This is a genomic window from Rathayibacter sp. VKM Ac-2803 (assembly GCF_009807175.1).
Lineage (GTDB): Bacteria > Actinomycetota > Actinomycetes > Actinomycetales > Microbacteriaceae > Rathayibacter.
On record NZ_WUCD01000001.1, the window covers coordinates 487,175 to 500,679 of the forward strand.

Here is a 13,505-nt window from a genome sequence, read left to right on the forward strand (position 1 = left end):
CGGTCAGCCTGCGGCGTCCTGCTTCTGCGGCGGGCACTCACCGCCAGGCTCGGTCGCCAGCTCGAAGTGCCACATCTCGTTGCCGTAGGTCTGGCAGAGGCCGTGGTCGGCGCCGTGCTGGCTGAGCCAGCTGTTCGCGTCGGTGTCGCCGATGTCGACGGCATCGCCGGTGACGTGCGCCGAGAGCTCGGGAGTGCTCACCCACCGGCGCGCCTCCTCGTAGCCGCCGTACTCGTGGACGGCGTCGTCGAGGAGCGCCCGCTGGTAGTCGGCGCTCCGCCATCCGGAGGTGACGACCATCTCGACGCCGTCCGCGCCCGCCGCGTCCGAGGCCGCCTCGACCGCGGAGCGCAGTGCCGGGTCGAGGCCGGCGATGGCGGGCAGGTCACCGTCGAGGATCGACACCGGTTCGCCGTCGGCGATAACGCCGTCGTCGGCGGTGCGGCCGTCGGAGGTGGCGCTGGGATCCACGGAGCCGCCCGGCACATCGGGCTCGGCGGCGGCGCAGGCGGCCGGGCCGAGGGTCGCGACGAGCACGGCGGCGGTGAGTGCCGCGCGGCGCCGTCGAGAGTTCTGCTGGGTCATGGATCGTCCTTTCCTGCGTCCACCGGTCGGACCGGCGGTGCAGGACCCACTTCATCGGGGCGGATGTTGCCTCGCCGTCGCAGATTTCGGAGACGCGGACGATACAGGCGGCGACCGCGACTCTCGCTCGAGACGCCCCTGCGGGGGTCAGAACGGTGGTGGCGTGTCCGCGAATCGTGGTCGTGGGGGCGGATCCGGCGGTCGCCCCGGGAGCACGGCCGGCCGGGTGCTGACGCGACGTCCGGTGGGAGTGGTCCAGTCGGCGGTGCCGTCGGGATGCAGGACGTAGGTCCAGCGGTCGCCGTGGCGGACGTGATGGTGACCGGTGCAGAGCGAGGCGAGGTTCTCGAGGGAGGTCTCGCCTCCGTTGCGCCACTCGATCGTGTGGTCGGCCTCCGATGTGGACGCGGGGCGGGTGCAGCCGGGGAACCGGCACGTGCGGTCGCGCAGCTTCAGGTGCAGGCGCATCCGGGGCGGTGGGACGCGGTGGGTGCGCCCGACCGATGCGATCGTCCCGGTGTCCGGGTCGGTGAGGATCCGCGTGAAGGAGGCGGCGGCTCCCACGAGCTCGCGGGCGACGTCGGCGGGAACGAGGCCGTAGCCGTCGAGATCCGCGGGAGCCTCGTCGAGACCCGCGGCGGTGCTCGCGGCGAGCGTGAGGCGCACCTCGGCGCGTACTCCCGAGACGAACGTCGGCGCAGTCCCGTCCCCGTCGCCGACCGGTGTCGTGCCGCCGATGTCGCCGTCGGTCAGCAGTTCAGCGAGTGCGTCGGCGCGCAGCTGCGCGAGCGTGCGCTCGTCACCGCCGCTCTGGGCACCACCTCGCGCGGTGCCGTCGGGCCCCTCTCGCAGGGTCCGCGCGATGCGGTCGATGCGGTCGAACGCCCCCATCGCGACCGGCGCCGGGAGGAGCGCGCAGAGCGTCGCCATCCCGTCGATCTCCGGGCTCACCCACACGCCCCGATCCGCCCGAGCCCGCGCATGACGAGTCGCCAGCGGCTCGTCGTGCAGCTCATCGCGCAGCCGTCCGACGGCCCGCCGCAACTGCGACGCCGTGACACCGACAGCGATGCCGGCCGCCCGCTCGTCGAATGCGGCACGCGAGGCGGGAGGCAGTGTGCTCGCGGCCGCGCAGATCACCTCGACGCTCTTCCACACGAACCCGCCGCCCGCGAGAGCGGCACGGGTGCGCGGAAGATCCTCCATGAGCACGGTCGCCTGCTCGAGCGCGCAGGTCAGCTCCCGCTCCGACATCCCCATCCCGACCGCCAGCTCGGCCCGGATCGAGCGCTCCACGAGATCGTGCGCCTCACCGCGCGACAGCCGGCCGCCGCGAGCGAACGACTCCGGGATCGTGATCGCCACCCGGTACGCCGTGTGCAGCGCCGCGGCCCGCACGAGCAGCAGCCCGGCGGAGGAGCGGCCGAGGCTCGCCGCGAGATCGGTGAACGACGCGACCGCATCGCGCCGCGCCTCCACCGTCTCGACCCCACCCGAACCATCCATACCCGTATTGAAGCAGGGACCACCGACACACAACCGGCCCGACCGCCCGAACCGGAAGACCGGACCCCGAAGAGCACCTGTGGAGGAGGACTGACGAGCCGGTCAGGCGCTTCTCCGCCCGAGGAGAGCCTGAGGCATCAGGACGACCTGCTCCTGGCTCACTCCGCGCTGATCGAGCCCGCAGCCCGCGCAGCGGGCGTATCGAGATCCACCAGCGTCAGGAGGCGAGGGCAGAAGCAGGATCTGCTGAAGAAGGTGGGTCTCGATACGCCGCCTCCGGCGGCTACTCGACCAGCGAGCTGGCGGCCCCCTCCACGGAGGCGAGCTCCCGCTTGCGGCCCCGAGGTGAGCTCCTGCTTGCAGGCCCCCTCCCTCGCTGATCGAGCCCGCAGCCCGCGCAGCGAGCGTATCGAGCGTATCGAGATCCACCAGCGCCAGGAGGCGAGGGCAGAAGCAGGATCTGCTGAAGGACGTGGGTCTCGATACGCCGCCTCCGGCGGCTACTCGACCAGCACGGGGAGGCCGGCGGGCGCCGACATCGCGCTCGGGTGAGCGCGCGCAGCGCCCCGCCGTCGGATACGCCCCCCTTAACACCGCGGCTCGTAGCATCGGTCGCATGCGTGTGCTGGTGGTCGAGGACGAGCCCCTGATGGCGGAGGCGATCCGCGACGGGCTCCGGCTCGAGGCGATCGCCGCGGATCTGGCGGGCGACGGCGACACCGCCCTCGAGCTGCTGAGCATCAACTCCTACGACATCGCGGTGCTCGATCGCGACATCCCCGGTCCGTCGGGCGACGACGTGGCCAGGGCGATCGTCGCCTCGGGCAGCGGCATCCCGATCCTGATGCTGACGGCGGCCGACCGACTCGACGACAAGGCGTCGGGCTTCGAGCTCGGCGCCGACGACTACCTGACGAAGCCGTTCGAGCTGCGCGAGCTCGTGCTGCGCCTCCGTGCGCTCGACCGCCGGCGCGCCCACAGCCGACCGCCGACGCTCGAGATCGCGGGGCTGCGCCTCGACCCGTTCCGCGGCGAGGTGCATCGCGACGGCCGCTGCGTCGCCCTCACGCGCAAGCAGTTCGCCGTGCTCGAGGTCCTGATGGGAGCCGCGGGCGGGACGATCAGCGCCGAGGAGCTGCTCGAGCGGGCCTGGGACGAGAACGCCGATCCGTTCACGAACGCGGTCCGGATCACGATCTCCTCCCTCCGTAAGCGCCTCGGCGAGCCCTGGCTGATCGGCACGGTGCCGGGAGTCGGCTACCGCATCGAGCGCGATCGGGACGGCGCGGATGCCTAGGCCGCCGGGGATGAGCGTGCGGGTGCGGCCTCTTCAGTCCGGGGCGCGACGACCTCGTGCGCGCCTTCGCGCCGGCTGCCGTCGCAGCGCTCGGGTTCCTGCTCGTCCTGGGTCTGGTCGGCGGCTGGTTCCTCGCCGGGCGCATGCTCGCTCCGCTGCACCGCATCACCGGCGCCACCCGGGTCGCCGCGACCGGCGACCTCTCGCACCGCATCGCCCTCCCCGGGCGGCAGGACGAGTTCCGCCAGCTCGCCGACAGCTTCGACGCCATGCTCGAGCGCCTCGAGGCGCACGACGCCGAGCAGAGGAGGTTCGCGGCGAACGCCTCGCACGAGCTGCGCACGCCGCTCGCGATCACGCAGACGCTCCTCGACGTCGCCCGCAGCGACCCGGAGCGTGACGTCGACGCGCTGGTCGCCCGCCTCCGCACCGTCAATTCCCGCGCGATCGACCTCGTCGAGGCGCTGCTGCTGCTCAGCCGTGCCGACCAGCGCTCGTTCGCCCGCGAGGGAGCCGACCTGTCGCTCCTCGCGGACGAGGCGGTCGAGACACTGCTCCCCCTGGCCGAGCGGAGCGGCGTCGCCCTCGAGGTCGCCGGCGGCGTCGCCCCCACCACCGGCTCGCCGTCGCTGCTCCTGCAGCTGACCGTCAACCTGCTTCACAACGCGATCGTCCACAACCTGGCCGACGGCGGGACGGTGCGCATCAGCACGGCCGTCGACGGGAGCTCCGCCGTCCTCGTCGTCGAGAACACCGGCGCTCGGCTCGACCCGGTCTCGCTCTCGACGCTGACGGAGCCGTTCCAGCGCGGGACCGCCCGCATCCGCGCCGACCACTCGGGCGTCGGCCTGGGTCTGGCCATCGCCCAGAGCATCGTCGCCGCGCATGACGGGCTGCTCACCCTGACCCCGCGCCCGGCGGGCGGCCTCCGCGTGTCGGTGCGCCTCCCGGCCGGCTGACCGATCCGGCGTCAGGGCGCGCTCGGGTCGCCCGCCACCGTCAGGCTCCGGGCGAGGTCGTGCTCACTTGCTGTCGAGGCGGCCGATCGGGTCCGTGCCGCTGCGGAAGGCGGTGCGTGCGGCGGCCCAGCTGTCGGGGTCGACGCCGAGGGCGGTGCGGAGGAAGGCGGTGCTCAGTCGCTGGATGACGGCGACGCGCTCGGGGCTCTCGTCGGTGGTCTCGGCGACCTCGTGGCCGACGATGCCGCCGAGAGAGTGCTCGGCTCCGTGCAGCGTCAGGAGGTCGGTGGCTCCGGGGCTGTGCGTGTACGCGTCGGTGAACCAGTCGGGTCCGCGGCGGGACATCCGCGACTGGTCGCGGTCACCGGCGACGACGAGGGTCGGCGTGGTCAGCTCGTCGAACGAGGGGCGCATGAAGGGGAAGCTCGCCTGCGCGAACGGAGCGAGGTCGTCGCCGGCGAGACCGGTCGCGGCGAGGAGGACGCCGGCGGTGACGCGGCTGTCGGACATGTCCCCTCCGATCTGCCCGGCGTCGTCGAGGATGCGCGCGCCGAGCAGCGACTGCGCGGTCTGACCGCCCCAGGAGTGCCCGGCCACGGCGACGCGGCTGCGGTCGATCCGGCCGGCGAGGCCCGGGACGGCGGCCTCGACGGTGTCGAGCTGGTCGAGGATGCGGGTGAGGTCGGCGATCCGCTCGGTCCAGATGCTCGGGAACACCGGGTGGTCGAAGCCGAAGCCGTTCCGCCGCGAGTCCAGGTGCGTGGGCTGGATCACGACGAAGCCGCGGGAGGCCCAGAACGCCGTGAGGGGCGCGTAGCCGTCGAGGTTCCAGCCGTTGCCGTGCGAGAAGAGGACGACGGGCAGGCCGGTGCCGGTCACCGGCGCCGAGATCCGCACCTCGAGCGGCACCGGCCGATCCGGCGCGGCGAGGGCGACAGGGGCGACCGAGACGACCGGAGCCCCCGTCCCGAGGACGCGGTCGAGGGTCGATGAGGTCATGGTGGGTCCTTCCCGGGAGGCGCGCTCTGGCAGGATTGTTATCGGAGCGTCGCTCCGCAAACGTTACGGATCATTGTTCCGTAACGCAAGGCCCGCTGAGGAGGAGCCGTGACCGGAGAGTCGCCCGACGCGCCGCCCCGACCCGTCGGACGGCCGCGCCGGAGTCAGGAGTCCCTGCTCGCCGCGGCGGCGCAGGTGTTCGTCGAGTCGGGAGTCGACGCCCCGGTCCGCGACATCGCCGCGAGGGCGGGCGTCGGCGTCGGCACCGTCTACCGCCACTTCCCGACGCGGCCGGAGCTGGTCGTCGCCGTGTACCGGCACCAGGTCGAGGCCTGCGCAGAAGCGGGGCCGCGCCTCCTCGCAGAGAGTTCGACGGCGGAGGAGGCGCTGCGCGCGTGGGTGGCGATGTTCGTCGACTTCCTCGTGACCAAGCACGGGCTCGCCGGCGCCCTGCAGGGTGACAGCGCGGGATCGGACGCGCTGCACCGCTACTTCGTCGACCGGCTGGTCCCCGTCTTCGGCTCGCTGCTCGATGCGGCACGCGCCGGCATCGGACACGATCCGGCCCTCGACGGGTACGCCCTGCTGCGGGGCGTGGGGAATCTCTGCATCGGCGCGGCCGGCGACCCCGGCTACGACGCCGGCGCCCTGGTGCAGACCCTGATCTCGGGTGCCCTCGCTCCGCGGCACTGACACACGGGCGACGGCCCGAGCACGGGCGCGGAGTGCTGCCCGGACAGAGTCCACGCTGCGGAGCCCGACCCGCGCCGACCTGAAGCAGCACCTCGCCCGCTGCGCCTGACGGCCGCGGGCCTGCGTCGTCGTGGATCGAACTCGATCCACGCGATTCGGCCGCGGCTCACGGGAAACGTCTGCAGAGGTAAGGCTGGTGAGCCCGAATGCGAGGATTCTCGGGACTTCGCATCTCTCAGCCTCAGTTGTGCGGCTCGACCGATCGAGCGGCAGGCTCGGCGCTGCCGATTCCCCGGACGGACCGCCGAGCCGGCATCACTCCGACGGGACCGCGCAGGTCTCCTCCGCCGCGGTCTGGCCGGGAGCGGACAGCGGCTCCGGCGCGGGCGTGCCGGCCGCCGGTTCCTCCGCGACCGGCGCCTCCGTCGCGACGGGCACCTCCTCGGCGGCCGACTCGAGGGTGACCGGCTCGTCGCTGAGGACGCGGGCCATGAGCTCGGCGCCCAGCACGGTGTCGGGAACCACCTTCCCCGGGTAGTCCGGGTCGTCGAGCGCCGGGTACTGCACGAAGACCATCTACGAGAGGTCGACGTCCTTGAGCGCGAGGGCCAGCGAGATCATCGTCGCGGGGCTCGTCATCGTGGTGGAGAGGTGCACGTTCGACGACGCCGCCTGGGCGAGGCCGTACATCGCGGGGAAGTTCGAGAGGGTGTCGGCCGAGCGGACGGTGCGCATCAGCGACGCGAGGTACTGCTGCTGCGAGGAGATGCGGCTGAGGTCGCTGCCGTCGCCGACGCCGTGCCGGGTGCGGAGGAAGGCGAGCGCCGTCGCGCCCGAGACGGTGCTCGTGCCCGCGGGCAGGTCGAGCCCGGAGTCGGTGTCGAGAATCGGCCCGGCGAGGCAGATCGGCACGCCTCCGACGGCGTTGCTCATCTCGATGACTCCGTTGAACGAGACCCAGCCGGCGTAGGGGACGGTGAGACCCGTGAACTGCTGCACGGTGTCGTTCACGCAGGCCAGTCCGCCGTACTGGAACGCGGAGTTGAGCGGGACGCCGCTCTCGGCCTCCGTGACCGTGCCCGTCTCCGGGTCGGTGCACTCCGGCCTGTCCAGGATGAGGTCGCGGGGGAAGCTGATCACCGTCGCGCTGCGGTGGTCGGCCGAGACGTGCAGCAGGATGTTGACGTCGTTGAGCGTGTCGTCGCGCTCCCCGAACTGGTCGCCCTGGGTCGCATCGTTGTCGGTCCCGACCACGAGGACGTTGAAGCCGCCCTCGATGGCGCCGAGCTGCGGCGCCTCGGGCTCCTCGGCGGGCGCGACGCCCAGATCGACCGCGTTGTCGGTCACGTTGCGGCTGATGCTCGCCGTCGCGATCGCGACGAGGGAGGATCCGCTCACCGCGACGACTCCGAGGCACGCCGCCACGCCGAGCAGCAGCGTGCGGGCACCGGAGCGGGGTCGGAGACGCCCGTGCCGGACACCGCGTTCCTTCGTGGTCATCGTCTCCCCCTGTCGGCCTCGCCCCTCGTCAGGGACGTCGAGGCCGCCCGCCAGTGTACGGAAGGCCCGGAGGCGTTCGACCCGTCACGGAACACCCGTGTCATCGAGCAGCACGGTGCCTCTGCGACGGATCGAAGGGGGCGGCGACGCCGAGGCACGCCGCCGGGAGGAGGAGAATCGAGCGATGGACACCGGGCTCGTCGAGATTCTGAAAGCGCTGGGCAACCCGACGCGACTGCAGATCATGGAGTGGCTGCGTTCCCCCGAGACCTCCTTCGACGACTACGAGCCGATCGCCGACCGCGCCGAGTTCGGCGTCTGCGTCACCCACCTGGCCGCGAAGTCCGGCCTCGCGCAGTCGACCATCTCGACCTACATGGGGACCCTCGAGCGCGCCGGCCTCGTGAGGTCGACCCGCGTGGGCAAGTGGACGCACTACCGCCGGAACGGCACCGAGGTCGACGATCTGATGAAGCGCCTGCAGTCCTCGATCTAGCTACATATCGCGAATCGTCGATATGTTGAAGTCATGACCGACTCACTGACGACCGCTCCGGTGCGCCGCGCCCTGATCGTCCACGCCCACCCGGAGCCCCGTTCCTTCTCCACCGCCCAGGCCGACGCCGTCACCGAGCACCTGCGCGCCGACGGTCTCGAGGTCGAGCGCCTCGACCTGTACTCCGACGACTGGGATCCGGTCCTGCATCGCGACCAGTTCGCGCGCGACGCCGACTACTTCAAGCCGCAGGCCGAGCAGATGACCGCGGTGACCGCCGGGGCGCTCGGGCACCCGGTGCAGGCCCACCTCGATCGACTGATGCGGGCGGATCTGCTGGTGCTCTCGTTCCCGCTGTGGTGGTTCTCGATGCCGGCGATCATGAAGGGCTGGATCGACCGGGTCTTCGTGATGGGCGCGACGTTCGGCGGCGAGCACGGGATCTTCGCCGAGGGCGGGATGCGCGGCAGGAAGGCCGTCCTGCTCCTCACCACCGGAGGAGGAGGGCCGGAGTTCGCGCCGGACGCCGCCGACGGCTACGGCGACATGCGGTCGTTCCTGTTCCACATCCACCGCGGGATGCTCGAGTTCGTCGGCTACGAGGTCCTGCCACCGGTCATCACGCACAGCCCCGCCCGCCTCTCCGCCGAGGAGCGGACGCTCGCTCTCCGCGACGCGCGGGAGGGCGTCTCCGCCGCCCTCGGCCAGCGGGCTTCTCGGTCCGCGAGTCCGGCGGCCGACTCCGCCGGCTGAGACCGAGCGCTCGACGCGCAGCAGGCCGCGGTCTCGCAGCGCCGGCGCGATCGGACGGCGCAGCACACCCGATTCGATCCGCGGGACACGATCGGCCGGACACCTCGCGGCACGACGATCGCTACTCTCGCCTGCATGGAGAAGGACTGGATCGAGCACCGACGCTCCGACGACGGCGAGCGACTCGGCTGGACGGAGCCCGCGCCCGACGGCTTCGTCGTGATCGACCTGCTCGGGCGACGACGCACCGGAGTCGTCGAGTGGATGGTCGCCGAAGGACCCTCGACGGGATCGGGCTGAGCTATCTCGCCGACCCGCACGAGCTGCGTCCGGACGACGGATCGTGGCTGCGCGTCCGCATCGCCGAGGTCTCTCCCGACGCCGTCCGCGTGACGAAGGACGACTGGGGCGACACCAGGGCGACGGACCTGCACTCCTCGGTGCCGTTCCCGATCGCCGAGGAGCAGCTGCGGCCCGTTCACCCCTAGGGGCTCGCGACCCGGGCGCGGACTCCCCCTGGCGGCCGACGCCCCGCCCGCGGCGCCGCGATAGCGTCGAGGGATGACCGCGATCACGCCGACCGCCTCGTCCCAGTGCCGCACAGGACGCACCCGATGAGCCCGCGCACCGATGAGCCGCCGCTCTCGCTCCCCTACTACGGCGCACCGGCCAGCGCCGCCCTCCGCCGCTTCTTCGCCAAGTACGCCACCTTCCGCGGGCGTGCGAGCCGCGCGGAGTACTGGTGGATGGTCCTCGCGGGCACGATCCTCACCGTGCTGCTCCGGCTGCTCGACGGATCGCAGTCCGGCTTCGAGCTGGTGCTGGCGCCGTTCCGCAACGCCGCCGCCTACGAGACCGGCTGGGTCGCCGTCCTCGCCGGCATCATCAGCCTGGCCACCCTGATCCCGTCGCTCGCGCTGATCTGGCGGCGGCTGCACGATGTGAACCGCAGCGGGCTCTGGATCCTCGCGGTGTTCATCCCGATCGCCGGAGTCGTCTTCCTGGTCATCCTCTTCCTGCTGCCGTCCCTGCCGGCGGGCCGCCGCTTCGACTGACCCCGAGCTGCCGGATCCGCACCCCGTCGAGACGGAGAGGGGAGCGCGGGCGACACTGGCCGCATGGAACCGGTTCACCGCTCGCCACCCGAGGTCCGCCTCCGAGCGGCCACCGCCGGAGGCGTGCTGCGCCGGCTCTCCGCCTCGGTGCGCGCCGTCCGCCTCGGCCGCCTCGGCCGGCACGGGCTCGCCCGGCAGATCGCGGAGCCGCTGCTGCGCGTCGACGGATCGCGGCCCCGCATCCTCGTGCTCGCTCTGCTCGCGACGGCCCTGGCGACGGACGCCCGCGATCGGCGCAGCGCCCTCCTCGAGGAGGCGGTGGGCGTCGCCCACGCCAGCAGGTCCTACTCCGCGTTCACCACGCTCCCCGACGACCTCCGCGCCGAGGCAGCCGCGCACCTGCGGAGGCAGCGCGTCATGCCCCTCGCCGCCGGGTTCGCCACCCTCACCGCCCGAGAGCGGATCGTCGTCGAGCACGCCGCCGCCGGCGCGAGCGTGCCCGAGATCGCCGCCGCCCTCGGCGTCAGCCAGAACACCGTGAAGAGCCAGCTGCGCAGCGCGTACCGCAAGCTCGGCGTCTCGACCCGCGCCGAGCTCGTCCGGCTGCACCGCCGCCTCCGGCCCGAGTGACGCCGCGTCGCGAGCCGCGGACGACGCGGAGGCGCGTCCCCGCGGGGGCGCGCCTCCGCTGTCGGCGCTGCGGGATCAGCCGTGCACGTAGTACCCCGTCGCGTTCTGGGCGTCGTTGTCGCCCGCGTTGCTCTCGGTCGGCGTGACCGGGGCGCCGGCGCAGAGGATCTCGGTCGCCCGGGCGACCTGGTACGGACGGGCCTCGATGTAGTCCGCCCGCGGGGTGGAAGACGTGGTGTAGCTCGTCCGGAAGGTCGCGGTCTGCCCCGGCGCGAGCGAGAAGCCGCTGAAGACGTAGGTGAACACCCAGCGCAGCCCGCCCTGCTGGTACACCGGGATCGTCGTCGTCGGGCCGATGACGGTCCCGTCCGAGAGGATCAGGGCACCACCGGTCGCCGCGGTCGAGTCGTGGGCGTTCATCTCGAGGCTGGTCGCCGCCTGGATGCGGGTGATCGTCGTGTCACCGGTGTTCTGCAGGTACAGGTCGCTGAACAGCGGGGAGCCGGCGTCGAAGACGAGCCAGTCGTTGTGCTGTCCGCTCGAGTTCGCCCCGTTCGCGCCGTCGTTGAAGCCGTTGCCGGAGGCGTGGAGGTTCGTGTTCTGGTCGGCGCACGTCGGGGTGTTCGACGCCGCGGCCATCGGTGCGGCGACAGCGACGGCGACGACCGGGACCGACCACGCGGCGCCCTTCACCAGAGTCCGACGGCCGACGCCGTTCTCGTTCGGGATCGACCAGCCTTCGGAGATCGGGATGTCGCGTGTCGTCGGGTTCTTCGTCATGGGATTCCTTCGATAGTCGGGAGCGTGAACGCGACCGATCCTCGCTCTCGGCACCGTTCTCGAAGGGGGAATCCGCGTGTTCTGTCGGCTTTCCGTGCAGGCGATGTCGGCTTTCCGTGCGGATGCGGATCAGTGCGGACATGGTTGAGTGCTCGGAGCCGATCCGAGTACGAGGAACAATGCTGCGCAGCCCCCTGGTGACCCTGGAGCAGAGAGTCGTCCTCACTGATTCCGAGGCAGTCTCCTGGCTCAGCGACCGCGGATTCGCTCTGGTGGAGTGGAATGCCGACATCCGGCTCTTCGCCGACGCCTATCGCGCTCCGGATATGGCTCTCGCCCGCCTTTCGCGCGGTCCGAGCGAGACGGTGCACGGCGGTTCATCCTCTTCTGCGATATCGTTCACGGCAGTGACGGACGGCCTTCTCGAACTGCTTCTTCCGCCCGGAGAAACGGCTCTCGGTCGAGGGCAGGCAGTGATAGCACTGACCTCGCAGACATTCAGGACGAAGAGCACGGAACAGGTCGCGACCATCGAAGTCGAGCTCGGTGAGGCCTTCACTGAGAGGTTCACTCCGACTCTTCTGCAGGGGCCGGTGACCATCGAGTCGAACAGGGTGGGAATTCGAGCGATATCGGTCTTCGTGAACGAGATCCTGACAGGAGTCGGATCTCTCGAGACACCTCTCAGCGGCGGTTACCGCCGCGCTCTCGAATCTCTCGTCACTGATCTCCTCGAGGAGTCCGGACGAGATGTGATGCCGGATATCGGCGCTGCGGATCGACGTCTCCTCCTGCGCGCGCGGAGGCTGATCCAGGCGGGATTCGCGGACCCCCGCTTCTCCGTCGCACGCCTCGCCGACGAACTGTCCGTGAGCGAGAGGCAGCTCCAGCGCGCCTTCTCGACCGTCGATTCCACGCCGCACCGGATGCTCCGACTGACTCGGGCGCGGGCCGCCGCAGAACTGCTGGCGGCGGCCCCGGGAGCGACCCGCGCCGACTGGGATCGGGTGGCGCGCCGGGTCGGGCTCCCGGGAGCGCGCGCGCTCAAGGACCACTTCCGCGATCTGGGGATGACCGCTCCTGATCGGCGAGCATCATCGTGACGGTGCGATCAGGTCGGGCGACAGATCCGGGCTCCTCCGCGGCGCGGGCGCCATCGACGGGTGCGACGCTCGCTCCCCCTGAAGTGGAGCCGACCGCACCGCACGGTTTCAGGATCTCCCGTCTCCTGCTCGAGGCGGGCCTCACCCTTCCGTGCGCAGCGCCGCCCGCATCGTGCCGACCGACCGGAACCCCGAGAGGTGGGCCGCCTCCGCTGCCGTGAAGACGGGATGGCTGCCGTTCACCCGGAGGTAGGAGCGAGCCAGGTCGGCGCGCGCGTCGCGGATCGCGTCGCGTGCCGTCGCCCCATGCACCGCGAAGACCACACGGACGTACTGCTGCGACACGTTGAGCGCCTGCGCCAGGCCGGCGACCGTGAAGTCCGGGTCCGGGGCTTCGCGCGCGATCACCGCCAGGGCCTGCTCGTAGATGTCCTGGCGCCGCAGGGTCTTCGGGCCGTCGTGGCTCCCGGAGGCGTCGGTGAGCGTCGCGGCGGTGAGGTGACCGAGACCGAGGAGGAACGCGGCGAAGCCGGCGTCATCGGGCTGCATCGCGCTGTTGAGAGCCGTGTTGACGGTCGCGATGAGGACGCTCGCGAAGGCGCCGCCCGTGCCGTCGAGAACGACCCGGCGCTCGATCGCCTCCCGGGTCCGAGGGGGGAGGGCGAGGCCGGAGCTCTCGAGCTCGACGCGCGCGACGGGGTCGTCGCTCCTGAGGGTGAGGGCCGTCCCGGGTGCCGCATAGGCGATCGCGCCGGGCCCGAGCATGCGCTTCGTCCCGTCGACGGTCACCGCCGACGTGCCCTCCAGCTGGAGCAGCACCAGCGCGGTGGGCCGATCCGTCGAGGTCATCCGGCCACCGGTGTGCCACACCCGGGCGAGCCGCGACTCCGGCGTCGAGAGGACGTCGGTGACCAGGTGGTACTGCCCGTGCTCGACCGCGAAGCCGGCGCCGTCGAACCACGAGTGCGCGGCCGCTCCCTGCAGCACGACACCCCGATGCGCACCGAGGATCCTCCGCGTGCCGGGTGCCGCCGAGGGTGGGTTCTGCCGCGATGTCGTCGTCACCCGGACACTCAAGCACCGGCCACCCGCGGAGCCGGAGGTCGGGCGCGAACCGCTACGGATGTGGCCCGATCACCGCTACTCCTC

General features: G+C 71.9%; 16 protein-coding genes and 1 pseudogene. 10 read left to right on the forward strand and 7 right to left on the reverse strand.

All coding sequences use genetic code 11. The features are described from left to right. Positions 1-3 precede the first annotated feature (3 nt). The gene (locus tag GRS96_RS02205) at positions 4-585 is read right to left on the reverse strand and encodes a M15 family metallopeptidase (protein WP_159987608.1); all 582 of its coding nucleotides are present in this window, start codon (positions 583-585) and stop codon (positions 4-6) included. A 147-nt stretch (positions 586-732) separates the two neighbouring features. After that, positions 733-2,091, reverse strand: a complete 1,359-nt coding sequence (locus tag GRS96_RS02210) for an HNH endonuclease signature motif containing protein (protein WP_159987609.1) — start codon at positions 2,089-2,091, stop codon at positions 733-735. A 616-nt stretch (positions 2,092-2,707) separates the two neighbouring features. Here GRS96_RS02210 and GRS96_RS02215 point away from each other — a divergent pair. Next, positions 2,708-3,388: a response regulator transcription factor gene (locus GRS96_RS02215; RefSeq protein WP_159856298.1), complete on the forward strand. Its 681-nt coding sequence runs from the start codon at positions 2,708-2,710 to the stop codon at positions 3,386-3,388. A 26-nt stretch (positions 3,389-3,414) separates the two neighbouring features. Continuing rightward, a pseudogene (locus GRS96_RS02220) lies at positions 3,415-4,347 on the forward strand (sensor histidine kinase); the annotation flags it as partial. Positions 4,348-4,410: 63 nt separating this feature from the next. On the opposite strand, the gene GRS96_RS02225 reads toward GRS96_RS02220, so the two are convergent. Then, positions 4,411-5,346: an alpha/beta hydrolase family protein gene (locus tag GRS96_RS02225; RefSeq protein WP_159856294.1), complete on the reverse strand. Its 936-nt coding sequence runs from the start codon at positions 5,344-5,346 to the stop codon at positions 4,411-4,413. Between the two features lie 108 nt (positions 5,347-5,454). On the opposite strand from GRS96_RS02225, the gene GRS96_RS02230 reads away from it, so the two are divergent. Beyond that, positions 5,455-6,039 (forward strand): TetR/AcrR family transcriptional regulator, encoded by a 585-nt coding sequence (locus tag GRS96_RS02230; RefSeq protein ID WP_159856292.1) that lies wholly within the window; start codon positions 5,455-5,457, stop codon positions 6,037-6,039. Positions 6,040-6,354: 315 nt separating this feature from the next. Here the strand turns inward: GRS96_RS02230 and GRS96_RS02235 are convergent, their stop codons facing one another. Both GRS96_RS02235 and GRS96_RS02240 read right to left on the reverse strand, forming a co-directional pair. Further along, positions 6,355-6,615, reverse strand: a complete 261-nt coding sequence (locus tag GRS96_RS02235) for a hypothetical protein (protein ID WP_159987610.1) — start codon at positions 6,613-6,615, stop codon at positions 6,355-6,357. Then, a complete protein-coding gene (locus GRS96_RS02240) occupies positions 6,616-7,539 on the reverse strand; it encodes an LCP family protein (RefSeq protein WP_159987611.1) in 924 nt (307 codons plus the stop codon). Positions 7,540-7,723: 184 nt separating this feature from the next. On the opposite strand from GRS96_RS02240, the gene GRS96_RS02245 reads away from it, so the two are divergent. From GRS96_RS02245 to GRS96_RS20585, 6 genes are all read left to right on the forward strand, one after another. Beyond that, positions 7,724-8,035 carry an ArsR/SmtB family transcription factor gene (locus GRS96_RS02245; RefSeq protein ID WP_159856288.1) on the forward strand — a complete coding sequence of 104 codons (312 nt, stop codon included), beginning with the start codon at positions 7,724-7,726 and terminating at the stop codon, positions 8,033-8,035. 33 nt (positions 8,036-8,068) lie between these two features. Further along, the gene (locus tag GRS96_RS02250) at positions 8,069-8,788 is read left to right on the forward strand and encodes an NAD(P)H-dependent oxidoreductase (protein ID WP_159987612.1); all 720 of its coding nucleotides are present in this window, start codon (positions 8,069-8,071) and stop codon (positions 8,786-8,788) included. A 135-nt stretch (positions 8,789-8,923) separates the two neighbouring features. Beyond that, the gene (locus GRS96_RS20575) at positions 8,924-9,088 is read left to right on the forward strand and encodes a hypothetical protein (RefSeq protein WP_236553544.1); all 165 of its coding nucleotides are present in this window, start codon (positions 8,924-8,926) and stop codon (positions 9,086-9,088) included. Continuing rightward, a complete protein-coding gene (locus tag GRS96_RS20580; RefSeq protein ID WP_236553545.1) occupies positions 9,049-9,276 on the forward strand; it encodes a hypothetical protein in 228 nt (75 codons plus the stop codon). The genes GRS96_RS20575 and GRS96_RS20580 overlap by 40 nt, the downstream gene beginning before the upstream one ends. Positions 9,277-9,402: 126 nt before the next feature. Then, positions 9,403-9,843 carry a DUF805 domain-containing protein gene (locus tag GRS96_RS02260; RefSeq protein WP_159987613.1) on the forward strand — a complete coding sequence of 147 codons (441 nt, stop codon included), beginning with the start codon at positions 9,403-9,405 and terminating at the stop codon, positions 9,841-9,843. 63 nt (positions 9,844-9,906) lie between these two features. Next, positions 9,907-10,473, forward strand: a complete 567-nt coding sequence (locus GRS96_RS20585) for a helix-turn-helix transcriptional regulator (RefSeq protein WP_159987614.1) — start codon at positions 9,907-9,909, stop codon at positions 10,471-10,473. Between the two features lie 75 nt (positions 10,474-10,548). Here the strand turns inward: GRS96_RS20585 and GRS96_RS02270 are convergent, their stop codons facing one another. Further along, a complete protein-coding gene (locus tag GRS96_RS02270; protein WP_159856278.1) occupies positions 10,549-11,253 on the reverse strand; it encodes a hypothetical protein in 705 nt (234 codons plus the stop codon). A 179-nt stretch (positions 11,254-11,432) separates the two neighbouring features. Here GRS96_RS02270 and GRS96_RS02275 point away from each other — a divergent pair, with 179 nt between their 5' ends. Then, positions 11,433-12,356, forward strand: a complete 924-nt coding sequence (locus GRS96_RS02275) for a helix-turn-helix domain-containing protein (protein ID WP_159987615.1) — start codon at positions 11,433-11,435, stop codon at positions 12,354-12,356. Positions 12,357-12,497: 141 nt separating this feature from the next. On the opposite strand, the gene GRS96_RS02280 is transcribed toward GRS96_RS02275, so the two are convergent. Continuing rightward, the gene (locus GRS96_RS02280) at positions 12,498-13,421 is read right to left on the reverse strand and encodes an AraC family transcriptional regulator (protein ID WP_159987616.1); all 924 of its coding nucleotides are present in this window, start codon (positions 13,419-13,421) and stop codon (positions 12,498-12,500) included. Between the last annotated feature and the right edge of the window lie 84 nt (positions 13,422-13,505).